General features: G+C 69.4%; 23 protein-coding genes and 1 riboswitch. Of the genes, 6 read left to right on the forward strand and 17 right to left on the reverse strand.

Translation table 11 applies throughout. The annotated features are described in order from the left end of the window. Positions 1 to 25: 25 nt before the first annotated feature. From KSO97_RS00145 to KSO97_RS00160, 4 genes are read right to left on the reverse strand one after another with little or no spacing between them, the layout of a single operon-like run. Positions 26 to 1,750, reverse strand: a complete 1,725-nt coding sequence (locus KSO97_RS00145) for a ubiquinol-cytochrome c reductase cytochrome b subunit (protein ID WP_232675753.1) — start codon at positions 1,748 to 1,750, stop codon at positions 26 to 28. After that, on the reverse strand, positions 1,747 to 2,790 hold the full coding sequence (locus KSO97_RS00150; protein ID WP_232675754.1) for a ubiquinol-cytochrome c reductase iron-sulfur subunit: 1,044 nt from the start codon (positions 2,788 to 2,790) through the stop codon (positions 1,747 to 1,749). The genes KSO97_RS00145 and KSO97_RS00150 overlap by 4 nt, the downstream gene beginning before the upstream one ends. Beyond that, entirely contained in the window at positions 2,787 to 3,692 is a 906-nt protein-coding gene (locus tag KSO97_RS00155; RefSeq protein WP_232675755.1) for a c-type cytochrome, read from the reverse strand. Before KSO97_RS00155 ends, KSO97_RS00150 begins: the two co-directional genes overlap by 4 nt. Positions 3,693 to 3,730: 38 nt before the next feature. Then, entirely contained in the window at positions 3,731 to 4,351 is a 621-nt protein-coding gene (locus KSO97_RS00160) for a heme-copper oxidase subunit III (RefSeq protein WP_374198427.1), read from the reverse strand. A 126-nt stretch (positions 4,352 to 4,477) separates the two neighbouring features. Between KSO97_RS00160 and KSO97_RS00165 the strand changes: the two genes are divergently transcribed. The 3 genes from KSO97_RS00165 (at position 4,478) to trpD (ending at position 7,126) form a co-directional block, all read left to right on the forward strand. After that, on the forward strand, positions 4,478 to 5,467 hold the full coding sequence (locus KSO97_RS00165; protein ID WP_232675756.1) for a cytochrome c oxidase assembly protein: 990 nt from the start codon (positions 4,478 to 4,480) through the stop codon (positions 5,465 to 5,467). Positions 5,468 to 5,613: 146 nt separating this feature from the next. Beyond that, positions 5,614 to 6,021 carry a hypothetical protein gene (locus tag KSO97_RS00170; protein WP_232675757.1) on the forward strand — a complete coding sequence of 136 codons (408 nt, stop codon included), beginning with the start codon at positions 5,614 to 5,616 and terminating at the stop codon, positions 6,019 to 6,021. Positions 6,022 to 6,106: 85 nt separating this feature from the next. Further along, entirely contained in the window at positions 6,107 to 7,126 is a 1,020-nt protein-coding gene (trpD, locus tag KSO97_RS00175) for an anthranilate phosphoribosyltransferase (RefSeq protein ID WP_232675758.1), read from the forward strand. Positions 7,127 to 7,141: 15 nt separating this feature from the next. Here the strand turns inward: trpD and KSO97_RS00180 are convergent, their stop codons facing one another. From KSO97_RS00180 to KSO97_RS00195, 4 genes are read right to left on the reverse strand one after another with little or no spacing between them, the layout of a single operon-like run. Further along, positions 7,142 to 7,765: a YgjV family protein gene (locus tag KSO97_RS00180; RefSeq protein WP_232675759.1), complete on the reverse strand. Its 624-nt coding sequence runs from the start codon at positions 7,763 to 7,765 to the stop codon at positions 7,142 to 7,144. Then, complete coding sequence (locus KSO97_RS00185) at positions 7,762 to 9,225, reverse strand: DUF2142 domain-containing protein (RefSeq protein ID WP_232675760.1); 1,464 nt, start codon at positions 9,223 to 9,225, stop codon at positions 7,762 to 7,764. The genes KSO97_RS00180 and KSO97_RS00185 overlap by 4 nt, the downstream gene beginning before the upstream one ends. A gap of 2 nt (positions 9,226 to 9,227) precedes the next feature. Further along, positions 9,228 to 9,506: an Lrp/AsnC family transcriptional regulator gene (locus tag KSO97_RS00190; protein ID WP_232675761.1), complete on the reverse strand. Its 279-nt coding sequence runs from the start codon at positions 9,504 to 9,506 to the stop codon at positions 9,228 to 9,230. 4 nt (positions 9,507 to 9,510) lie between these two features. After that, positions 9,511 to 11,220: a DEDD exonuclease domain-containing protein gene (locus tag KSO97_RS00195; RefSeq protein ID WP_232675762.1), complete on the reverse strand. Its 1,710-nt coding sequence runs from the start codon at positions 11,218 to 11,220 to the stop codon at positions 9,511 to 9,513. A gap of 121 nt (positions 11,221 to 11,341) precedes the next feature. On the opposite strand from KSO97_RS00195, the gene KSO97_RS00200 reads away from it, so the two are divergent. The 3 genes from KSO97_RS00200 to KSO97_RS00210 all read left to right on the forward strand — a co-directional run bounded on the left by KSO97_RS00200 (position 11,342) and on the right by KSO97_RS00210 (position 14,100). Then, positions 11,342 to 11,548, forward strand: a complete 207-nt coding sequence (locus KSO97_RS00200) for a hypothetical protein (protein WP_232675763.1) — start codon at positions 11,342 to 11,344, stop codon at positions 11,546 to 11,548. 150 nt (positions 11,549 to 11,698) lie between these two features. Next, a riboswitch (cyclic di-AMP (ydaO/yuaA leader) is annotated at positions 11,699 to 11,870 on the forward strand. Between the two features lie 11 nt (positions 11,871 to 11,881). Further along, complete coding sequence (locus KSO97_RS18095) at positions 11,882 to 12,865, forward strand: C40 family peptidase (protein WP_232675764.1); 984 nt, start codon at positions 11,882 to 11,884, stop codon at positions 12,863 to 12,865. Between the two features lie 320 nt (positions 12,866 to 13,185). After that, positions 13,186 to 14,100, forward strand: a complete 915-nt coding sequence (locus tag KSO97_RS00210; protein WP_232675765.1) for a basic secretory family protein — start codon at positions 13,186 to 13,188, stop codon at positions 14,098 to 14,100. Between the two features lie 31 nt (positions 14,101 to 14,131). Here KSO97_RS00210 and KSO97_RS00215 read toward each other — a convergent pair whose 3' ends face one another. The 9 genes from KSO97_RS00215 to cpaB form a co-directional block, all read right to left on the reverse strand. Next, on the reverse strand, positions 14,132 to 14,338 hold the full coding sequence (locus KSO97_RS00215; RefSeq protein WP_232675766.1) for a Flp family type IVb pilin: 207 nt from the start codon (positions 14,336 to 14,338) through the stop codon (positions 14,132 to 14,134). A gap of 34 nt (positions 14,339 to 14,372) precedes the next feature. Then, a complete protein-coding gene (locus KSO97_RS00220) occupies positions 14,373 to 14,582 on the reverse strand; it encodes a Flp family type IVb pilin (protein WP_232675767.1) in 210 nt (69 codons plus the stop codon). 256 nt (positions 14,583 to 14,838) lie between these two features. Next, complete coding sequence (locus KSO97_RS00225; protein WP_232675768.1) at positions 14,839 to 15,513, reverse strand: response regulator transcription factor; 675 nt, start codon at positions 15,511 to 15,513, stop codon at positions 14,839 to 14,841. Continuing rightward, on the reverse strand, positions 15,510 to 17,075 hold the full coding sequence (locus KSO97_RS00230) for a sensor histidine kinase (RefSeq protein WP_232675769.1): 1,566 nt from the start codon (positions 17,073 to 17,075) through the stop codon (positions 15,510 to 15,512). Before KSO97_RS00230 ends, KSO97_RS00225 begins: the two co-directional genes overlap by 4 nt. A 16-nt stretch (positions 17,076 to 17,091) precedes the next feature. Further along, positions 17,092 to 18,012, reverse strand: coding sequence for a type II secretion system F family protein (locus tag KSO97_RS00235; RefSeq protein ID WP_232675770.1), 921 nt, complete (start codon positions 18,010 to 18,012; stop codon positions 17,092 to 17,094). Between the two features lies 1 nt (position 18,013). Continuing rightward, positions 18,014 to 19,930 (reverse strand): type II secretion system F family protein, encoded by a 1,917-nt coding sequence (locus KSO97_RS00240; RefSeq protein WP_232675771.1) that lies wholly within the window; start codon positions 19,928 to 19,930, stop codon positions 18,014 to 18,016. Positions 19,931 to 19,932: 2 nt separating this feature from the next. Next, the gene (locus KSO97_RS00245; RefSeq protein ID WP_232675772.1) at positions 19,933 to 21,504 is read right to left on the reverse strand and encodes a CpaF family protein; all 1,572 of its coding nucleotides are present in this window, start codon (positions 21,502 to 21,504) and stop codon (positions 19,933 to 19,935) included. A gap of 2 nt (positions 21,505 to 21,506) precedes the next feature. Continuing rightward, positions 21,507 to 22,706 (reverse strand): P-loop NTPase, encoded by a 1,200-nt coding sequence (locus KSO97_RS00250; RefSeq protein ID WP_232675773.1) that lies wholly within the window; start codon positions 22,704 to 22,706, stop codon positions 21,507 to 21,509. Positions 22,707 to 22,753: 47 nt separating this feature from the next. Then, positions 22,754 to 23,479: a Flp pilus assembly protein CpaB gene (cpaB, locus tag KSO97_RS00255; protein WP_232675774.1), complete on the reverse strand. Its 726-nt coding sequence runs from the start codon at positions 23,477 to 23,479 to the stop codon at positions 22,754 to 22,756.

Consider the following 23,479-nt stretch of genomic DNA (forward strand, 5'->3'; position numbering starts at 1 on the left):
GACGGGTCAACGCGAGGCGGTGAGATCAGTGGTGGATGCCCTTGAAGTCCTCACCGTTGGTGCCGTGGCCGGACTTGCCCGCAGGCAGTGCCGGAGCGTCGTGCTCGGCGTGGTGGTGCGCCTCCTCGATCTCCGCTGCTGTCGGCTTCTGGACGTTGTCGGCGTACATCAACGTCGAGAGCCGGCTGCGTAGGCGGTTGAGCCGGGTTCCGGGAGCGGCGACGCCGTTGGCGTCGGTGTCGCTCTCGGGGGAGTAGACGGTCTCGCGCTCCCGGGCGGTGAGGGTGTAGGCCGCCGTGTCGCTGATCGGCAGGTGCCGCTCGGAGTAGGCACCTTCTGGCGAACGCATGATGATGCCGGTCTCGTAGCCGTGGAGGAGCTTCTCCCGGTCGTGACGCTGCAACGAGATGCACCAACGCCGCGTGATGATGAAGGCGATGATCGGACCGATGAACACCGCTCCCCGGAGGAAGTAGGTGATCTGGTTGATGCTCAGGTGCAACTTGATGGCGATGATGTCGTTGCCACCGGCGATCCAGGAGAGGCCGTAGAACGTCATCAGGGCGACCATCACCGCGGTGCGGGTCGGAGCGTTGCGCGGGCGCTGGAGCAGGTGGTGCTCGCGCTTGTCGCCGGTGATCCAGGCCTCGATGAACGGAAGCAGGATCAGCACGATCAGCATGACGATCGGCATCACGAGCACCGGGAGCAGGATGTTCCAGGAGATCGTGTAGCCGAAGATCACCGACTCCCAGCCCGGGATGATGCGGAGCAGGCCGTCGGGCCAGCCCATGTACCAGTCGGGCTGGGAACCCGCGGTGACCTTGGTCGGGTCGTAGGGACCGAACTTCCACACCGGGTTCAGTGTGAGCAACCCGCCCATGACGGCGATGACACCGAAGACGATGAAGAAGAAGCCGCCGGCCTTGGCCATGTAGACCGGGAGCATCGGGTAGCCGACGACGTTCTCCTCCGTGCGTCCGGGACCGGGCCACTGCGTGTGCTTGTGGTAGACGAGCAGCAGCATGTGGGCCGCGATCAGCGCGAGGATCAGGCCGGGAATCAGCAGCACGTGGATCGTGTAGAGCCGCGGGATGATCGACTCGCCGGGGAACTCGCCGCCGAACAGGAAGAACGACATATAGCTGCCGACGACGGGGCTGGCCTTCATGAAGCCGTCCGCCGCGCGGACGCCCGTCCCCGAGAGCAGGTCGTCAGGCAGGGAGTAGCCGGTGAAGCCCTCGACGGTGCCCAGGAACAGCAGCAGGCAGCCGATGACCCAGTTGAGCTCGCGCGGCTTGCGGAAGGCGCCCGTGAAGTAGACGCGCATCATGTGCACCATCATCGACGCGATGAAGATCATCGCCGCCCAGTGGTGCATCTGGCGCATCAGCAGGCCGCCGCGGACGTCGAACGAGAGGTGCAGCGTCGAGGCCATCGCCTCGGACATCCCGACACCGCGCAGCGGGTCGTAGGAGCCGTGGTACTCGATCTCGCCCATGCTCGGCACGAACCAGAGCGTCAGGAAGACGCCGGTGAGCAGCAGGACGACGAAGCTCCACAGCGCGATCTCGCCGAGCATGAAGGACCAGTGGTCGGGGAAGACCTTGCGCAGGTTCTTCTTCATCGCCGTGCCGAGGCCGAGGCGCTCGTCGGCCCAGTTGGCCACGGCGCCGACCTTCGCCGGCTTGGCCGTCGTGGCGGCGGTGCCGCGGTTGCTGTCGGCCACCTTGCTGGTGTCGATGCTCATCGCTCACGCTCCCAGAAGCTCGGGCCGACAGGCTCGGTGAAGTCGCTCGTCGCGACGAGGAAGCCCTCTTCGTCCACCCCGAGCGGAAGCTGGGGGAGGGGGCGGTGGGCCGGGCCGAAGACGACCTTGGCCGAGTCGGCGAGGTCGAAGGTCGACTGGTGGCACGGGCACAGCACGTGGTGCGTGGTGCGCTCGTAGAGGGAGATCGGGCAACCGACGTGGGTGCAGATCTTGGAGAAGGCCAGGATGCCCTCGACGGCCCAGTTGCCGCCCGACTTGATCTCCCGGGGCTCCATCTTGACCACGATGACCGGGCCCTTGGACTTCGCCACCTGGAGCTCGCGACCGTGCAGGTCGAACAGGCCGTCGGGGACGGCGTTGACCAGGTCGCCGATGATGAGGTCGGAGGGACGGATCGGCGTACCGACGACGTCGCGGACGACCCGTACGTTGGGACGCACGCCCCAGAGTGTGTGTCGCAGTCCGCCGCCGGTCGCCGCGTTGGCGGTGTCCTGCGGCAGGGGGCCGAGGTCGCGCAGCAGCACGATGGCCGGCACGCCGAGCAGGCCGACGGCGCCGAGCAGGGAGTTGCGGATCAGGGGACGTCGCCCGATGCCGGACTCCTCCAGGCCGGCGGAGAGCGCCTGCAGGGTGCCCTCACGGTCCTCGTCGGAGGAACGTGCCGGGTGGCGGTACTCCACGAGCTCTTCGTCGGCCATGAGCTTGCGGGCCCACTGGATGATGCCGGCGCCGATGCACAGCAGGGCGAGTCCCAGCGTCAGGCCCAGGAAGACGTTCGACGCCCCGAGACCCATGAAGGTGTCCCAGTTCTCGCCCACCTCGAAGGTGAAGTAGGAGACAGCGAAGAGCACGGTGAACACCGCAGATGCACCGAAGAGTGAGGCGACCTGACGCTCGGCGCGTCGCTCGGCCTTCGGGTCGACGTCGGTGGGACGCCAGGTGTGCGCGGGCAGACCCGGGTTGGCGATCGGCTCTTCGACCGTCGCCGGGAGGTGGTCACCCGTGGGGTGGTCGCTCACGCGGAGGCTCCCGTCTGGTCAGTACCCGCGGCAGCGGGCTTGGTCCTGTTGGTTCGAGTCGTGTGTGCGGCGATCCAGATCGCGAAGCCGACGAGCGCGCCGATGCCGACCCCCCAGCACAGCCCCCCCCGGCCCCCGGGCCCGCCCGCCCCGAGTCCGAAACCGCCGTAGTTCGGCTTGGACTCGGTGTTCTGCAGGTACGCGATGACGTCGCGCTTCTCGTCCGGCGTCAGGTTCCCGTCGGAGAAGGAGGGCATCGACTGCGGACCGGTCAGCAGTGCTTCGTAGATGTGGATCGGGTCGACACCGCGGATGGTGGGTGCGAAGCCGCCGCGCGGCATCGCACCGCCGGAGCCGTCGAAGTTGTGGCAGGCGGTGCAGTTGGTCAAGAAGATCTGGCCACCACGGGTGATGGCCTCCTGACGCTCGTCGTCGGTCATGTCGTCGGGCAGCGTGTAGGCCTGCTCCGAGGGGATGGCCGGACCGGTGCCGAGCGAGTCGACGAAGGCGGCCAGCTGGAGGATCTCCTCGTCGGAGTAGACCGACGGCTTGCGGATCGCCTGCTGGCCGGGCTGGGCCATGGGCATCCGGCCGGTGTCGACCTGGAAGTGCACCGAGGCGGCGCCGACGTCGGTGAGCGCGGGGCCGTACTGGGTGCCGCGCTGGGTGAGCACGCCCTCACCGTTCTTACCGTGGCAGAAGGCACACCCGACGAGGAAGAGCTCCTTGCCCTTCTGGATGTCCTCGGCTGACGTCACGGCGGTCTCGGCCTGTGCGTTCGGCGAGAACGCGGAGTAGAGCCCGCCCGTCATGAGCAGGCCGAACATCAAGACCAGGACACCCGCGAGCGGCGCCCGGCGGTGGCGGGAGATGCGACCGGCGGAGCGGTTCAGGAAACGCACAATCAGTCCCTTGCTGGGTTCGGGATTCGGGCGGGTGACTACTTGATCAGGTAGATGGTCGCGAACAGACCGATCCACACGACGTCGACGAAGTGCCAGTAGTAGGACACGACGATCGCGCTCACTGCCTGTTCGTGCGTGAACTTCTTCGCCATATAGGTCCGTCCGAGCACGAACAGGAAGGCGATCAGGCCGCCCGTGACATGGATCCCGTGGAACCCGGTCGTCAGGTAGAACATCGTGCCGTAGGCCGAGGCGGGGATCGTGACGCCCTCGTGGATCAGCTCGGCGTACTCCAAGGCCTGGCCGCCGATGAAGATGGCGCCCATGATGTAGGTGAGGATGAACCACTCACGCAGGCCCCACCCCTTGACGTTCAGGAGCGAGCCGGAACGGCCCACCTGGCCGCGCTCGGCGGCGAACACGCCGAGCTGGCAGGTCAAGGAGGAGAGCACCAGGATCGTGGTGTTGGCCGAGGCGAAGGGGATGTTCAGCAGCTCGGTGTTCTCGGCCCACAGTTCCGGACTCACGGACCGGATCGTGAAGTAGGCCGCGAACAGTGCCGCGAAGAACATCAACTCGCTCGAGAGCCAGATGATCGTGCCGACCGCAACCATGCTCGGGCGGTCGTGGTGCCCGTGCAGACGGGAGGCTGGGATCGTCGCTGTGGTCGCCACGGGAGCATTATGGCCTGCCCGCGCGGCGGTGGCACCACGACCCCCGGGTGACGGGTTCGAGCGGGTCGCCTCCAGCCTCGACACCCGCGTCAACCTACGATTCTGCCCGTGTGGGAACGTCTTCAATCGGCGAGTTCGCTGGCGCAGTCCGCGACCGACGTCGCACTGCCGCGGCTCACTCCGTCGACGTTCTTCACCGAGTGGTCCCTGGCGCCGCTCCCGCTCATCCTCACCGTGTGGGGAGCGGGCTTCTACCTCGTCGGCGTCGCCGTTCTGCATCGACGCGGCGACCGCTGGCCCCTCGGCCGCACCCTGAGCTTCGTCGTCGTCGGCATGGGAGCGTTCTACCTCGCGACGTCCTCCGGACTGGCTGCCTACGACTCGGCACTCCTCAGCGTCCACATGGTGCAGCACATGGTGCTCTCGATGATCGTGCCGCTGGCGCTCGCTCTCGGTGCGCCGATCACCCTCGCGCTCCGGACACTGTCGGCGCAGCCGCGCCGCGTCCTGCTCGCCGTCCTGCACTCGCGAGTGGCGAAGGTGCTGTCGTTCCCGCCGCTCGCCTTCGGCCTCTACGTGGTCTCGCCGTGGGCGCTCTACTACTCCGGCTGGTACCGCGCCTCGCTGGAGTCGGTCTACGTCCACGAGATGATGCACGTGCACCTGGTCGCGGTCGGGGCGCTCTTCTTCTGGCCCCTGGTCGGTGTCGACCCGCTGCCGGGCCGGGTGGGCTATCCGTTCCGCGTCCTCATGACGATGATGACGCTGCCCTTCCACGCCTTCCTGGGCGTCACGATCATGGGACAGACCTCGCTGATCGGGGGCGACTGGTACCCGTCGTTGCGCCAGGGGCCGATGGGGTCGTGGTTGCCCGATCCTCTGGACGATCAGCACCTCGCCGGCGGCATCCTGTGGGGCAGCGGCGACCTGATCGGGCTCAGTTTCTTCGGCGTGCTCTTCGTGCAATGGGTGCGGTCCTCCATGCGCGAAGCCAAGCGGGAGGATCGGCGCCTGGATCTGCTGGAGGCCCGCGAGCGCGCGACGGCGGCGCGCGAAGCATCCGCATCGCCTGGCGACGTGCCGCCGGCACCGGAGTAGGGGGCTCTGCCGACAGGCAGATGTCAGCCGGACGCCGCCCCTATCGGCGGGACCGCTGAGTCCCGCCTGCCCCGGCACCGCCGCGAGGGCGCCCCCGATCCACCCGAGGCCGCACGAGGACCTCCGTCGGTGGTTACGATGACGCCGTGAGCAGCGCTTCCCAGATCAAGGTGCTCGTCTACTCCGACGACGTGCACGTCCGGCAGCAGGTCATCCTGGCGCTCGGCCGTCGCCCGCACCCGGACCTGCCCGAGGTCCAGTACGTCGAGGTCGCGACCGAGCCCGTGGTCATCCAGAACATGGATTCCGGGCAGATCGCCCTCGCCATCCTCGACGGGGAGGCCGTGCCCGCCGGCGGCATGGGCATCGCCAAGCAGCTCAAGGACGAGATCTTCGAGTGCCCGCCGTTGCTGGTGCTCACCGGTCGCCCGCAGGACGCCTGGCTCGCGACGTGGTCGCGTGCTGACGCCGCGGTGCCGCACCCGCTGGACCCGATCCAGCTCGCGGAGGCCGTGGTCGGTCTGCTCCGCGCGCGCGTCCCTGCCGACGCGTGAGGACCTGCGCCGCCCGCCCCTTCCCTCGGCACGGCCTGATCGCCCTCACCATGCTCGACGGAACAGATCTCGACGGGGATCTGCTGTGAGCTGGGCCGAGGTGCTCGGCGCGCTGGTCGCGGGCAGCGACCTGACCTCCGATCAGGCTTCGTGGGCCATGGGGCAGATCCTCGCCGGTGAGGCGACACCGGCGCAGATCGCCGGCTTCGCCGTCGCGCTGCGCGCCAAGGGAGAGACCGTCGACGAGCTCGGCGGTCTCGCCGACGGCATGCTCGCGGTCGCTCAGCCACTCGCGGTCCCGGGGCGGCTCCTCGACGTCGTCGGCACAGGCGGCGACCGCTCGATGTCGGTCAACATCTCCACGATGGCCGCGATCGTCGCGGCTGGTGCGGGCGCTCTGGTGTGTAAGCACGGCAACCGTTCGGCGTCGTCGGCAGCGGGCACGGCGGACGTTCTCGAACAGCTCGGCGTCCGCCTGGACCTGCCCGCGGAGCAGGTGGCGGCCAACCTCGAGACCGTCGGTATCACGTTCGTCTTCGCCGCGGCGTTCCACCCGGCGATGCGGCATGCGGCGGTGCCGCGACGCGAGCTCGGTATCGGCACGACGTTCAACTTCCTGGGACCGCTCGCGAATCCGGTTCGCCCGGCCGCGCAGGCCGTCGGCTGTGCTGATGTCCGGATGGCGCCGGTGATGGCCGGAGTCTTCGCTCGGCGCGGCGTGGACGCCTGGGTGTTCCGCGGCGACGACGGGCTCGACGAGCTGACCACCACGACGACGTCCCAGGTCTGGGCGGTCGCCGGCGGCGAGGTCGTCGCCACCTCGATCGATCCGTCCTACTTCGGCATCGCGCGCGCGACCGCCGAGGATCTGCGCGGTGGGGACGCCGTCCACAACGCCGGTGTGGTGCGGCGTCTTCTGGCCGGTGACGAGGGTCCCATCCGCGACGCCGTCCTGCTCAACGCGGGGGCCGCTCTCGCGGTGTACGACGGCGACGGCGCGCCGGTCGCCGACGCGTTGGCCGGCGGAATCGCGCGAGCGCGCGAGTCGATCGACTCGGGCGCCGCCGAACGGACCCTGGATCGCTGGATCTCGGCCGCGTCCTGAGTTCGCCGGACCGGATCAGCGGGTGTCGGCCACGTCGAGGACGTACACCTCGCCCTGGCGACGGAAGCCGATCCGGTCGTAGTAGGCACCGACCATGCCTGCCGGAGTGACCACCCGGTTCAGCCCACGTCCGCGGAGCAGCGTGCTGTGGCGCCAGACGAACTCACCGGGTGAGAAGTCGCGAAAGCGCGGGGTGACGTAGTCGAGCAGCAGATTCGCCGTCGTCCCCTCGGCCCGGAGGAGGACCACGCCGACCGTCTCGTCTCCCCGGGCGATCACGAAGGCGTGGTGGGTCGGTTCGTCGGCATCCCACTCCAGGTCGGGCTGGTGCCGCGCGATGTCGTCGGAGTGGGTGGCCAGCACGTGGCGCAGGTAGGCGTCGTGATTGCCCACCTCGATGACCTCGAACGCCGTCGCGTCGTGACGTTCGCGCAGCAGGCGGACGATGAACCACACGTTGATCACGGCGAGGACGACGTTCATGGCCGCCATCGGCCAGACCCCCACGATCGCGTTGAAGACGACCAGGATCACGCACGCGACCAGATTGATCGTGCGGAAGCGCAGCACCCGCGCCTGGAGCAGCGAGAACACCAGAAGCGCGCTGCCGCCCCAGCCGATGAGGTCGACGGCGCTCATGCCGGTACCGCGCCGCGTGCTCGATGACGGCTGATCTCGCCGATGAGTGCGACCGACGTGAGGGCGGCGTACGCCAGGACCGCGGTGGCGGCGGCCGCCACCCCCGCGATCGACAGTTCGTCGCGGTGCGCCTGGTGGAGAACGGCCAGGACGGTCACCAGATGGACACACGCGAGCGCGGCGACTCCGCACACCAGGTGCCATGAGCGGGCGATCACACCGCGCTGGTCGAGAGCGGCAGCAAGCAGGAAGACGACTCCCATCGTCAGGGGCAGGCTGTAGCGACCCTGCCAGGCTGCCCCGATCTCGTCGTAGGTCGCGACGGTCAACGCAAGCGCCGTGCCGTACCCGAGCGCCACCACGAGCCCGAGGCAGGCGAGGAGCCGCCAGGTCGCGCGCCTGAGCCCGATGGTGACGAAGACCCCGAAGGTTGCCAGCGCGACCGCGTAGGCGGAGAGGGGCGCCGGCTCGTTGCGGAAGAGTCCCGTCGCCATCTGCTGGAAGGTCCAGAGGAACGGGCCCCGCCAGATCGTCGACGTCGGGGCGCTTCCGAAGCCGTCGGGCGACGCGTCATGCGTCGGGTCGTTGGTCCCCGACAGCGCGACGAACGTCACGACCGTGAGTCCCACGACTCCGGGGAGAAGGGCTGCCGCGACGGCGAGACGTCGGTGCGCGCGGAGAGAGGTGAGGATGGAGCGTAGTAGCGGTGTCACGGCAACCGCGGTCAGCGCCACCCACAGAGGTCCCAGCGTGTGAGCAGCCATGGTGACAGCCGCCCCGATCGAGAGCCCGAGGATCGCGAGCGGCCTCGCCGCAGGCCGACCCGCGGCGAGGGCCAGGAGAGCCGTCCACATCACGATCGCGCCGCTGAACCCCCACCCGTTCGGGGCCGCGACCGACGTCGCGTACACGATCACGGGCGTCGTCGCGAGAACGAGCCCGACGGTGGGCCACGCCGTTCGGGCGGAGCGTCGCATGATCACGCACGCGAACAGCAGCAGAAGGTCGCACAGGACAACGTTGGCCAAGCGCGCCGCGAGATCCACCGCCGCGCCGGAGAAGACGAGCGAGGGAGTGCCGACCAGGACGTACCAGAGCGGGAAGTAGTCCGCGGCCGCACTCGCGACGTCCACGAGACCCGCGTCGTCGGGTGCCGAGGCAGGGCGACAGTTGTTCGGGAGTGTGTAGCGAAGAGACTCGCAGCGGGCCGTCGCGGCGTCGACGACGTCTTTCGGGACCCGGACGAGGAATCCACGACCGTCTTCAGGTTCGCGGGTGCTCGCAGCCCAGTCGCCGCGCGCCACCGAGCTCGCCCGGTAGACATGGTCGAACTCGTCCATGGCCGCGAACGCGGGCACGCCGACGAGCCACACCAACTGGAGCGAGAGCAGACCGAGGACGAGGAGCAGCGGTCCACGTGAGGTGCCGATCCGACGATCGTCGGGGGCGGGGACGGACACGGTCAGTCCAGTCCGAGGGAGAACGCCGACTCCAGGTCGTGACGCGAGTAGGCGCGGAACGCGATGTGGGTCTCCGTCGACGTCACGCCGTCGACCTTGTTGAGGCGGTCCGCCACCACCGACGCGATCTCGTCGTGATGTCCGACGCGGACGAGTGCGATCAGGTCGATCGTCCCGGTGACGGAGTACACCTCCGACACTCCGCCGATCGACGCGATCTCCTCGGCGACCTCGGGAATCCGATCCACCTCGGCGTTGACGAAGACGATGGCGGTGATCACGTCGTCACTCTAGGCGGGCGAGAGCCCCGGTGCGGGCACCGAGAGGGTCTCGTCTCATGGGGCAGGTCCACTCACCGTCGATCGCGACGAGGCGGACACCGCTCGACTCCAGCCACGACGAGACGGCCTCGGTCTCCTCGGCGGTGGCCGCAGTCGCGCCGGGGGGTGGTGCCAGGACGGTGGCGGCCGTGCTCAGGACGTGGTCGACGTAGAGACGGGCGTCGGTTCCGGGCGGGATGACGCCCGCTGCGGCGAGCCGCCCGTGGCGCACCACATGCACCGACCACCGGCCGTCGTCCTCACGGCGCACCGCCACCACCTCCGGGCAGGCGCCGAGCGTGGAGTGGCGGCGTCCGCGGGCCGCGGCGCGCACGAACGTCGCGAGACGATCACGCTGGACGGCGGCCTCCTCGAATCGTTCTCCGTCGGAGAGCGCCGCCATCCGGGCCGTGATCGTGTCGACGACCTCGTCGGGCGACGTCGCCAGCGACTCGCGTACGCGTCGGACGACCGCGGCGTAGGTGATCGTGTCCACCGACCCGTCGCAGGGCGAGAGACAGCGCCCGAGCTCGGCGAGCACGCAGCACGCCCGTTGCGGCGTGACCGGAAGTCGGTCACGGCACTGGCGGATCGGGAAGGTCTCGTGCACCGCGTGGAGGGCCTCCTCGGCGACCCGCCGTGAGCCGAACGGCCCGAGATAGTCGGCGCCGTCGTCGCGCACCTCGCGAACCACCGAGAGCCGCGGCCACGGTTCGTTGGTCAGCTTGAGGAAGCACGCCTTCTCGGGGTGCCGTGAACGTCGGTTGTAGGGCGGCTTGTGGCGAGCGATCAGGCGCAGCTCGCGCACCCGGGCTTCGAGGGGGGTCGCGCAGACGATGGTCTCGACACGGCTCGCGGCCGCGATCATCTCGCCCATCCGCGACCTGGTCTCCGAGCCGGTGAAGTAGGACCGGACCCGCCGACGCAGGTCGCGCGAGGTGCCGACGTACAGGATCCGCTCGCCGTCGCAGAACAGGTAGACCCCCGGTGCCTGCGGCACGTGCTCGGCGAGGTGGCGCTTGCGTCGTTGAGTGTCGGTCACCTTGGCCGAGAAGTCGCGCAACTCCTCCAGGGTGTGCACGCCCTGGTTGCCGACCAGGGCGATCAGACCGTGCAGGACGTCGACGGTCGCACGGGCGTCGGCCAGTGCACGGTGGTTGGGAGTGGTGGTGGAGCCGAAGAGCCCGGCGAGGGTCGCCAGCTTGTGGTTGGGGGCGTCGCGCTTCGTGACGACCTTGCGGGCGACCTGCACGGTGTCGACGACCTCGAACCTGGGCCACGGGTACCCGAGACGCTGAGCCTCGTGGCGGAGGAAGCCGACGTCGAAGCCGGCGTTGTGCGCGACGAGCACCGACCCGGAGGCGAACTCCAGGAACGAGGGGAGTACCCCCTCGATCGGCGGAGACGAGGCGACCATCGCGTGCGTGATCCCGGTCAGGACGGCGATGAACGGAGGGATCTCGGTCTGCGGGTCGACCAGGGACTGGAACTCGCCGACGACCTCTCCGCCGCAGATCTTCACGGCACCGATCTCGGTGATGCGAGCCCCCTGAAGCGGCGAGCCACCCGTGGTCTCGAGATCGACCACGCAGAAGGTGACGTCGCGCAGAGGTCGGCCCAGCTCGTGGAACCCGCGCTGGTCCTCCCAGCGGGCTCGCGCGGCGTCGGGCGTCATGCTGGGTGACGCTAGCTCCGCGCTCCGACAGCGACGGCGCGCGGCGCCGTCGCTGGGCGTGACGGATGCCCGGGCTCGTCGTCTTGACCGGAATGTCGGAGGTCCCTGTCAGCCTCGAACCATGACGACGATGATCGACTGCGACTCCTGCCTCGTCCGGGGGCTCGCGTGCCACGACTGCGTGGTGACGGTGCTGCTGGGCCCGCCACCGGAGCTGCTGATCGCCGACGACGAGCGTCGAGCCCTCGACGCCCTCGCTGAAGGCGGTCTGGTTCCGCCACTGCGCCTGGTGACCCCGGTCGACACCCCTCATGCGGAGTCCGCCTGAGGGCCGACGCGAAACGGACGTGACATCTGTCACGTCCTGAGGCGGGAGTGCGCGACACGACCCACGCAATGTCGTGGAAGTTTGGCCGGCGTCCTCGCCGCGCACTACCGTGCAAGCTGGCATCCGTAGCAGTGGACGGGGGAAGTCCACGCGGGTGCCGCGCTGAGTCCGAGACCGTCACGGCGGGATCGGAGCCGGGGAACCATCACAATCTGGGGTGAATCCGGTGCGAGGCGGCTCGAGCCACGGGTCGTGGAGCACCGGTAGGGCGAGTCGTGCCCGAATCCGTCAGCTCACCCGGCAGGCGTACGACATCTTGAAGGACTCCACCACGTGACCTCTGGCCGGAAGCGCATCGCCACCGCCATCTCCGGGCTCGCCCTCGCCGCGACGATCGGCCTCGTGCCGGTATCGCCTGCTGGCGCCGAGCCCGACATCGAAGACGTCCAGGCGCGGGTCGATCGGCTCTACCGCGAGGCCGAGCAGGCCTCGGAGCGGTACAACGAGACCAAGATCGAGCTTTCGACCCTCAAGAAGGATCTGGCCTCGCTCAAGGCCGACCAGGAGTTCCAGGACCGGCAGCTCGGCTGGGTGCGGCGCGAGGTCCGCGAGTCGGTGCTGCGTCAGTACACCGGTGGCACGCTGAGCGTCGTCGGTCAGGTCATCAACTCCGGCAGTCCGAGCGCGTTCCTCTCCCAGATGTCGACCATGTCGAACTACCAGCGCATCCAGCGCGGCATCTTCGAGGAGTACGAGGCGGCGCTGAAGGCGCTCAACCTCCGGAAGAAGGCCACCCAGGCCCGGCTCGACCAGCTCGGCCAGGCACGCGAGCAGCTCGCCGAGGACAAGGCGACTGTCGACGCCAAGCTCGCCGACGCCCAAGAGGCGTTGGAGAAGCTCGAGGCCGAGGAGCGCGACCAGATCCTCTCCCGCGGTGGACTGCGGGCGCCGTCCGATGTGCCCGTCTCGGGCCGCGCGGCCGCAGCCGTGCAGTTCGCGCTGTCCCAGGTCGGCGACGCCTACGTCTACGGCGCGGCCGGCCCCAGCGCCTGGGACTGCTCGGGTCTCACGATGGTGGCCTGGGCCCAGGCCGGCGTGAGCCTGCCGCACTCGTCGAGCGCGCAGTACGGCACCGGCACCCACGTGGCTGCGAGCGACCTTCAGCCGGGCGACCTGGTGTTCTACTACAGCCCGATCAGTCACGTCGGCATGTACATCGGCAACGGCCTCATCGCGCACGCGGCCAACCCGAGCGCCGGCGTCCGTGTCTCCGACCTCTACTCGATGCCGTACGTCGGCGCGGTGCGCCCGGGCTGACCCTGAGCGGGCCGATCGAGTCACCGTCCCGGCGTCCCCGCGGTTGGGTCGCCGTTCTCGTCGCGGCTCTGCTCGTCGGCGGTCTGGCGCTGTGGTGGGTCGAGCGGGACGACGCCTATCGAGCCGCTCCCGGTGGCCAGGTCGTCGGCGTCGTCGACGCAGGGGCGGCCTCCGCTCTCTTCGCCGATCTCACGACGGCCATCCGCGATCGCGACGAAGCCGCCGCGACGGCTCTCGCGACGCCCGAGGCAGCCGCACTGCTGCGGAGCGTCGTCGAGACGGCGCGGGCTGCTGACATCGGAGAGATCGACTTCCGCTACGTGGGCGACACCGGCGTGCAGAGTGACGGCGCCTGGGGGGCCCTCGCGAGCGTGACCTGGCGCTTCGACGGCGTCGACCGTCGAGCCTCGCGTGCTGAGGTGCCTTTCCGGCTCCGTGCCGTGGAGGGACGCGCGCAGATCGTCGGCATCGGTGGGTCGCAGGGACGTGTCCCGGTGTGGCTCTCCGGCGCGATGCACGTCCGGCGCGCTGACGGCGTGCTGGTGCTCGCCGCTACCCAGGACGCGGCCGATCGACTCACGGCGTTGGCGGGGCGGTCGCTGCGCACTGTCCGTCGTGTGCTGCCGGCGTGGCGCGGGGGCCTGGTGGTGGAGGCTCCGGCCTCAGCAGCCCACCTGGAGCGCGCGGTCGGTGCGGCCCTGGGGGACTACCAGCAGATCGCGGCGGTGACGGGATCTCCGGACGGAACCGTCGATCGCTCAGCGCCGTTCCATGTCTTCGTCAATCCCGAGCAGTTCGACTCGCTGGACGCGCTCGGACGACGGGTCGTCCTGGCGCACGAGGCGGCACATGTCGCGACCGGGGCGCCGGCCAGTCGCGCCCCCCTGTGGTTGGTCGAGGGCTTCGCCGACTACGTGGCGCTGCGCGATGAGCGTGCGCCGCTCGCGACGACGGCCGCGCAGATCGCCGCTCAGGTCCGTGAGAGCGGAGCGCCGCGAGGTCTGCCGAGTGCCGCTGAGTTCGACTCCACCGCCGCGCACCTCGGGGCGGTCTACGAGTCCGCGTGGCTGGCGTGCCGGGTGATCGCTGAATGGCGCTCGGAGGTCGCCTTGGTCCAGCTCTACCGTCGGGCCAGCCGTGGCGTCGGTCTGGGGCCCGCGCTCGCTCGCATCGGAGCGACGGAATCGGAACTCACCCGCCGGTGGCGAGGTGCGCTCGTCGCGCTTGCGCCGTGATGCCGAAATCGTCCCGATCTGGCCGGCGTGCTCACGGCGTGCAGTCAGCGGAGCCGGGCCTGGTCTTGCTGAGTTCGTCGCAGGTCTCATCGAACAACCCGAACACCTCGCCACCCAGGACCACGAGGATCACGACGATGACGGCGGCGATCCCGGCAGCGAGAAGTGCGTACTCGACGGCCGAAGCCCCACGCTCGATCCGAGCGTGGGGCTTCGGAAGGTGTGCATCAAACTGCATCACGGCATTATCCACCCGAGATGGAGAGTGCGGATCAGTCGCAGCTGGCGGTACCGGCAGAACCGTCGATCGCGTTGCAGGTGTCGGAGAACGCGTCCTTGATGGTGCCGCCGAGGGCAACGACGATGAGCACGATGACGGCGGCGATGCCGGCGACGAGCAGGCCGTACTCGACGGCGGACGCTCCGCGCTCCTCCATCTTGGCGAAGCGGGCGTTGAGCTGGATGCGCAGGTAGTCGATCATTTCTGTCTCCTGACAGTTCAGAGGTTGGGGGCCTGGAGTTCTTCACCTTGGTGTGAGGCGAAGAACCTCACGACCAGAACTCTGCCAGCGGCGAGGGCGTCGTGGATCGGGAAGGAGTGCGGTGTCGGGTAGTCATTTGTGACTATTCGTCGGGAGTGGGCGGCGGGCGGGCGCGTGACCCCCGCTCGTTCCTCGCGGGCTCCTCGACCACCGTGAGGCACCCGAGCACCTCAGCGGGGCGCCGCTTGGGTGCGCGTCAGCGCTCGTTCGGCTGGATGCTGGAGAGCAGCCCGATGCGCATCGCCGTGACCAGCGCCTGGGCGCGGTTCTGGGCGCCGAGCTTCTGGTAGATCTTGGCGATGTGCGACTTGGCGGTCGACTCGCTCAGGTACAGCTGCGCACCGATCTGCTGGGCGCCGAGTCCGTCGGCGAGCAGCAGGAGGACGTCGTGCTCCCGCTCCGTCAGAGCCGTGGACTCCCCGGAGGTGCGACGCATCATCGCCTGCGCCAGTCCGGCGCACACGAACGCCCGCGGCGAGACGGCGGCGTGGCGCGCCGCGCGCACGACGTCGGTGGACGGAGCGTCCTTGCCGACGAAGCCCGAGGCGCCGGCCTCCATCGCGGCGAAGATCTGGTCGTCGCCGCTGTGCATGGTCAGCACGATGACGCCGGTGGTGTTCGACGTCTTGCGGATGGTGCGCACGACGTCGAGCCCGGTGCCGTCGGGCAACTGCAGGTCGGTGATGACGACGTCGGGCGCGAGGGCTCCGAACCGGTCCAACCCGTCGCGAACCGAACCGGCGGTGCCGACGACCGTCATGTCGTCCTCGAGGTCGATGACGCTGCCGAGCCCCTCACGGATCAACTCATGGTCGTCGATGAGCAGGATGGAGAGCTGGCGTTCGCTGGGAGCAGCCGTCGCGTCGGTCATGGGGCCACTCTCGCAGGTGCGGGGGTGGGGGAGAAGGAGGCATCGGGGTGGACCAGCACCTCGACGCGGAGTCCACCGCTCGCGCTGGCACCGATCGTGAGGTCGGCGCCGGCGAGCCTGGCTCGCTCGCGCATGATGTTCATGCCGTGGGAGTCGCTCCGGGCCTGTTGCATGCCACGGCCGTCGTCGGTCACCACGATCCTCGCGCGCGGGGCGTGTACCTGGCAGGTCACCTCGATGGTGGTGCATTGGGCGTGCTTGATCGCGTTGTTCATCGCCTCCTGGGCGATCCGGAACAGTTCGGACTCCACCTCGGGACGCAGCCGCGACGAGTGCTCGTCCAGCGTCACCTGGATCGGGATCTGGGAGGACTCGCTCAGGTGTCTGGCCACATTGCTGATCGCCTCGCCCAGGCTCTGCGACTCGCCGATGCTCGTGCGCAGGGTCAGCACCGACTGGCGGACCTCCGCCACGATCTTGGTGATCCGCTGACGCACCATCGCCAGCTGCTTGGCCTGTTTCTCGTCCGCCGGTCGGGCCGCGAGCGCGTCGACGAGGTAGCCCAGCGAGGCGATGTCCTGAGCGATGCCGTCGTGCATCTCCCGCGCGAGCCGGGTGCGCACGTCGCTGGAGGCGGAGGCACGGAAGTCGGCGAACAGCAGGGCCGTCTCGAGCTTCACGCCGAGGCCGGCGAGATCGGTGATCAGGCGCAGGATGACCCGCTCCACCTCGGGCTGGGTGAAGTGGATCTCGGTGGAGTAGCGCCCTGCGACGACGACGGAACGGCCGACGGGGAAGCCGAAGGTGCGTTCGTAGACCAAGGGGGCGCGATGGTGCCACGCGTCCAGCGCGACGTCCTCGACCGTGGTGAACGCCGCGTCGACGTGTGTGGCTCGGGTGGCGAGGGGGAGCAGAGTCTCGCCCTGCACCGTGTAGGCGCCGACGGCGAGGTTCGGGAGCGAGTCGGTGACGCTGTCCAGCAGCTCGCCCGCGGTGACGGTGACGTCGAGACCGGTGTGCAGGTCGTCGGAGATGGTGAGGAGCTGGCGGAGCAGGTCCTGCGCGTGCCGGTACGGCGTGAGCTCGTCGGCCTGGGCAGGAAGGGTCACGTGCAGGAAATTGCCGATGAAGGCGAGTCCGAGGCCGACGGTGCTCCAAGTGAAGAGCGTGACCGTCGCGTCGGCGGTGATGTCGCCCTCGCGCCAGATCAGCACCGTCGGCACGGCCAGCGCCAACTGGGTGCTGAGGGCGACGACGGCGAGTCGCAGACCGTGGAGTACGGCGGCGCAGAACGGAGCGACAGCGAGGGATGCGCTGACGATCGGTGCCGCGCCCAGCGTCACCCCGGCCAGGATCCCGATCAATCCCGCCTCGAGGAGCGGCACCGCGGTGGCGAGTTCGCGTCGCTGCTCGGCCAGCGCTGCCGTACCCCACAGTCCGCCGACCGCGATCACTCCGAGCAGGGCGACCTGTTGGTGGTAGATCACCGCCGGGACGACGAGTGCGACGAGGGCGAAGAACCGCGCCCCGAGGGTGATCCGGTGGAGCTGATCGGTGGGCATGGAGTGGCGGGCTGTCTCAGCCCATGTTGTCCATGATCGAGAGGGCGGCCGGCCCCATCACGGCGATGAACAGGCACGGCAGGATGCAGAAGATCAGGGGCACGGTGATCTTCACGGGCACCTGCTGGGCCTTGGTCTCGGCGCGCTGCCGGCGCTTGACCCGCATCTCGCTGGACTGCACGCGCAATACCTGACCGACGGGGATGCCGAAGGAGTCGGCCTGCACCATGGCGCTGACGAAGCCGCGCACGTCCTCGACCGTGGTGCGCTCGGCCATCCCGCGCAGTGCCTCGGACCGGCTGGAGCCAATCTGCATCTCGCGCAGCATGCGGGAGAACTCCTCGGCGAGCGGCCCTTCGGTGTTGCGCGAGACCTGCTGGCAGGCGGCATCGAAGCCGAGCCCGCTCTCGACGCTGATCGTCAGCAGGTCGATGGCGTCGGGCAGCTCGCGCTGAAGGCGCTCGGAGCGGTTGTAGGCGGCCTGGTACAGGTAGAGGTCGGGCAGGAAGAAGCCCAGCACGAGACCGCCGACGGCGCCGAGCACCACCACGCCTGCGCTCAGCCCGAGCGTCAGGCTCAGGGCGAGCCCGATGACCAACATCGCGAAGGCGCCGATCACCTTGACCGAGACCACGCGGTCGGCCGACCAGTCGCGGGGATTGCCGGCGTAGTCGAGCTTCTGGCGGATGCGGTCGGCGGAGTCGGCGCCGCTCAGCCGACGTCCGATGGCGAGTGCGCGGGCCTGGAGAGGCTCCATCACCCGCTCGCCGAACGGTCGGTCGAGCTCCTTGGTGAGCTCCTCGGGTGCCGACGTCATCGCCTCGAGCACCGCGAGGGAGCGGTCGACGCCGCGGTCGCCGTCGGGGCGCAGGGCCTGAGCGACGATCACGACGGCGAAGACCAGCAGGATCGCGCCGAGCGCGAACATCAGCACCATGTCAGACCTCCACCTTCACGAGCTTGCTCATCCAGAAGATGCCGACGCCGAGCCACAGGGCTGCACCGCCCAGCATGATGATGCCGCGGACGTCGTTGAAGAGAGGAGCGACGTAGTCGCGCTGAGCCAACGTCAGATAGAGCAGGAACACAGGGGGGAGCCCGCCGAGCACGACCGCCGAGAGCTTCCCCTCAGCAGCGAGCGCACCGACCTGGCGGCGGATGTACTCCCGCTCCCGCATCGTTCCGGCGACGGTGTTGAGGAGCTCGGCCAGGTTGCCGCCGACCTGGCGCTGGATCTTGATCGCCATGACCACCCAGCGGAAGTCGCGGCTATCGAAGCGCTCGGCGACGCCTTCGAGCGCGTCCTCGAGCGAGACGCCGAGGCGGGTCTCGACCAGCACGCGCTTGAACTCCGACTTCACCGGGTCCGCGCCCTCGCGCACGATGGTGTCGACCGACTGCATCAGGGAGAGGCCGGCGGAGAGCGAGCCCGACATCAGCTGCAGGGTTTCGGGTAGCAGAGAGTCGAACTTCTTGCGCCGCCGCGAGGCGCGCATGCCGAGGTACACCCAGGGTGCGACCGCGCCGATCACCATGAAGACCAGACCGATGGCGATGTTGCCCCCGCCGAGCAGCAGGCCGATCAGCGTCGCGAGCACGAAGATCGCGCCGTGGAGCAGCAGCCACTCCGACGACTTCAGGTCGCTCCCGGCCGCCTCCAGGCGACGGGCTATCCGCTGGTCGAGCGACTGGTTGCGCTGCAGCATCTGCTGGACGGCGTCGGAGGCCTGGGTCAGGGTGGCCTGCGCGTCGAGTCGCGACTCCTCCACGGGCTCGCCGCTCGTTCGACGGGTGTAGACCGACACGCGGTCAGCCGCCGACATCGGCATCGGCTTCCCGGGTAGCAGCATCGCGAAGGCCGCCAGCAGACCCAACGCGAAGACGCCCACCCGGGGGAGGTGGAACCGGCGGGAGGCGGGGCCGGGGGGGGGGGGGGGGGGGGGGCCCGGGGGGAGGGGGCCGCCGCCCCCCGCCCCCCGGGTGCCGGGGACGCTGTTGACCGTGGTGGCGGCGGAGACGTCTCCGCCGCTGGTCGGGACGGTCACCTCGATCGACACCTGCCCGGCCACGACGTCGCTCGGCGCGTCGATGGTCACCGAGATCTGACGGGCCAGGAGGGCGGCCTCCGCCTCGAAGATGGCGGCGAGATCGCCACTGTCGGCGCTGATCACCGCTCCGTTGGGTCCGGCGATCTGCTTGAGCACCGCGCGCGCCTGGGCGTTCTGCTCGAGTGCGACGACGTCGACCAGGATGCCGGTGCTCTCGACGATGTCGGTCACGTCGGTCAGCGGCGTGCTGCTGGTGTCGGCGCCGTCGGAGAGCACGAGTACGAGACCCTGGCCACCCTGCTGCGAGGCCAGGTCGACGGCGGCGATCACACCGTCGTAGAGCAAGGTCTGCCGGCTCAGGCTCAGCCCCTCGACGACTGCGCTCGCAGCGGCACGGTCGGTGGTGGGCTCGAGGAGGGTCTGCACCGTGGAGTCGAAGCCGACGATGCCGATCGCCACGTCAGCGGGCACAGCGTCGATGAACTCGGTCGCGGCGGCCTTGGCGGCTTGGAAGCGCGTGCCGGCCATCGACTGGCTCGTGTCGATGGCGATCACCGTGGTGCGCTCCAGGACGGCGTCCCCGTCTGCGGCACGGGCCCCCGTCGCTGGGTAGGACTCGCCGTTGATGGTGGCCGTGATGTTCTCGAGATCGGGACCCACCGTCGTCGGTACGTCGACCGCGACGATCACCCCGTTCTCGGCACGCTCGACGTGGGAGATACGGCCGTCGAGGGCCGCCGCGCCGGTCGTCGTCGCCGCGACGAGTGCCGCGGCGACACCGCACGTGGCAAGGATTCTGCGGAACATGGTCACCGCCCGGCGTGGAAGATGAGGGGATCGACCTTGACGTTGGCGTCGGCCATCTTCTCCAGGAACTTCGGCCGGAGTCCGGTCGGGCTCAGACGGCCCAGCGAGCGGCCCTCGGCGTCGAACCCGGCGGATCCGTCCCAGACGAAGACGTCCTGGAGGGTGATCACGTCGCCCTCCATGCGCTCGACCTCGGTGATGTGGGTGATCCGGCGCGAGCCGTCCTTGAAGCGCGACTGGTGCACGATCAGGTCGACCGCGGAGGCCACCTGCTCGCGGATCGCGCGGATCGGCAGATCCATGCCCGCCATCAGCACCATCGTCTCCATCCGGGAGAGAGTGTCGCGGGGGCCGTTGGAGTGCAGCGTGCAGATGGAGCCGTCGTGACCGGTGTTCATCGCCTGGAGCATGTCGAGCGCCGAGGCGTCGCGGACCTCGCCGACGACGATCCGGTCGGGGCGCATACGCAGGCTGTTCTTCACCAGGTCGCGGATGGTGACCGCGCCCTTGCCCTCGATGTTCGCCGGCCGCGACTCCAACCGCACCACGTGGTCCTGCTTGAGCTGCAGCTCGGCGGCGTCCTCGATCGTGACGATGCGCTCGTCGTCGGGGATGAAGGAGGAGAGCACGTTCAACGTCGTGGTCTTCCCGGCGCCGGTACCGCCCGAGACGATCACGTTCAGGCGTCCGCGCACGCACGCCTCGAGGAAGTCCGCGGTCTGCTCGCTCAGGGAGCCGAAGCGAACCAGGTCGGCGACCGTCAGGGGGTCGGCGGCGAACTTGCGGATGGTCAGGGCCGAACCGTCGATCGACAACGGCGGGATGACCGCGTTGACACGGCTGCCATCAGGGAGACGGGCGTCCACCATCGGGCTCGACTCGTCGACGCGGCGTCCCAGACGGGAGACGATCTTGTCGATGATGCGGCGGAGGTGCGCCTCGTCGCTGAAGACGGCGTCGGCAGCCACCAGGCGTCCGGACTTCTCCAGCCAGATCGAGTCGTGGCCGTTGACCATGACCTCGGAGACGTCGGGGTCGCGCAGGTACGGCTCGATCGGGCCGTAGCCCAGGATGTCGTCGCTGATCTCCTGGGTGACCCGCGCACGGTCGCTGGTGCTCAGCGGACGGTCCTGTGCGCTCAGCACGTCGGCCAGGACGCCGCGGACCCGCTGGTCCAGCTCGTTCTGGTCCATCTCGACGTCGTAGAGGTGCGGCCCGAGCTGCTTGAGCAGCTCGACGTGCACGCTGCTCTTGAGCTCCTCGATGCGGTCCTGCTGAGCTCCGAGCCGGCTGCGTGGCTCGTGCTTGGCGCTGCGAGGGGGCGTGCTGGAGGCGGTGTTCGCGCTGGTTCCGGAGGCGGTCGCGCCGGTGCTCGAGCCGGTCGGGGAGCTGCCCTCGGTGCGAGCCTCACCGGCATGGCGGGGCACGGCGATATCGCTGCCCGGGCCCGGCGGGACGGCGTCCTGGTCGCGGGTGCTGTCGATATCGGGCACGTCGGACGTCGGTGCGTCACCTGCGGACCGTGCGGCTTCCGCGCGACGCGCTGCCTCGAGTCGATCGGACAGACTGCTCATCCTCAGGCTCCCTTCTTGCGTCCGAACAGGCGGCGCTTGTCGTCGACCGCGGGAGCGACGGACTGCTCGCGCGGGGTGAGTGAGACCGGGGGAGCAACCGGCTCACCGGCGATCCGCGATGCCAGCGCCATCATGGCCTGGCTGGACGGATGCTGGGACTGGGCGACGACGATCGGTGTACCGGCATTCGTGGACGCCGCGATGTCGATCGAGGTCGAGATCTCGACGGCGACCGGCATGCCCAGGATCGCCTCGACCTTGTCACTGCCGAGACCGACCGCGTCGTCGGCGCGATTGAGCACCAGGTGACGGCGCCCGGGAGCGATGTCGAGCATGTCGAGGGTCTCCAACGCGACCTTCACGTTCTTCAGGGTCGGGACGTCGAGGGTGGCCACCAGGACGCACTCGTCGGTCTCGTCGAGGGAGGTGAGCACCTGGTCCTCGAACGATGGAGCGGTGTCCACCACGACATAGTCGAAGCCCTCGCGCAGCGTGCGCAGGACCCGCTGCACCAGGGCCGGCGAGATGCGGTCGCGCACGTCGGGATGTGACGGCGCCGCGAGCACCATCAGCGAGTCCTGGTGTCGGGTCAGCAAACCCTCGAGCTGGGTCAGGTCGAGGGTGTCCTCGGACCCCACCGCCTGCTCGATGGAGTGCGTCGGGAACAACTGCATCGTGATGGCGACGTCGCCGAAGGAGAGGTCGAGGTCGACGACGCACACCTTGCGCGCTCCACGTTCGGCGAGTGCCAACGCGAGATTGACCGCCACGGTCGTCTTGCCGACCCCACCCTTGGGGGAGAAGACCGTCACCACGCGCCCCAGGTGTCGAGCTCCGCTGGGGCCGCGCAACGCCGTGAAGAGCTGGTGTGCCTGCCGGACGGCGTCCGCCAGCGCCGCGGGGTCGTCGGCGGGGACGACGTCGCGTGCACCCGCCTTGATGGCGCGGGTGAGGAGACCGGTGTCGACCGACTCGACCGCGAGAACGGCGCTCACCGTGGGGCGGGTGGTGCGCAGGGCCTCGCACGCCTCCACCGCGACGTCGAGCGGCACGGTGGGGCCGAAGACCACGACGTACTCGTCGTGGTGCTGGTCGAGCCACGCGAGCATGCGCCCGGTGTCGGGCACCCCGTGGGCACCCGGTGGCATCGCCTTCAGCAGCGACTCCACCGCGGTGGCATCGGGTTCAACGACGACGGGCATCAGGTACTCGCTGACTCATGTCGGTAGCGCGGAGCAACAGTCTCGGTTCAGTTGCCGGAGAACAGGTTCTCGGCGGTGATGGGGTCGCCGATCCTCAGGTCGCTGTCGGCCGGAAGCAGGACCAGGCTGATCTTGCCGAGGGTCTGCGCCAGGTCGATGCGCGCGGCGTCCTTCGGCTTCAGGGCGAGGACGTACTGGCTCAGCGGGGCGCCGTCGGTGGTCGTGCCGGTGGTGGTGGTGCCGTCGGGGTTGGTCACCTGGCCGAGCGTCACCGTACCGGTCGCGAGGATGCTGACGTTGCCCAGCAGGAGACGGGTCTCGGCCTGCGCAGCCGGCGGGAAGGTGCCGGTGATGAGCATCCCGACCCTGGTGCCGGGGCGGGTGAACCCGCTGATGCGCGAGGAGTCGTCCAGCACGATGGCCTTGCCGACCATGCCGTCCGGAAGCGGCAGCGTCGCGGCGGCCTCGATGTCGCCCACGCCGCCGAACTTCTGGGTGACCAACTGCTCGCCGGGGTAGAGCGTGGTCAGCGCGACCTGGTCGACGAAGACCGCGCCGTCGTTGGTCGATCCCTCGAGGAGCTCGTTCTGAGGCACGTCGCGGGAGAGGATCTTGCCGCTGTTGAAGGCGTCGGAGGCCGACTCGCCCGGATTGATCTGCTGGGTGGCGACGAGCACCTTGACGGACTGGTACTTCTCGGCGGCGCGGTCCTCCGCATCTTGCGCGTAGAGGAACACCAGAGTCGCCCCGAGCGCTGCGACGACCACTGCCAC

It is taken from the genome of Nocardioides sp. R-C-SC26 (genome assembly GCF_021246465.1).
In the GTDB taxonomy this organism is placed as follows: domain Bacteria; phylum Actinomycetota; class Actinomycetes; order Propionibacteriales; family Nocardioidaceae; genus Nocardioides.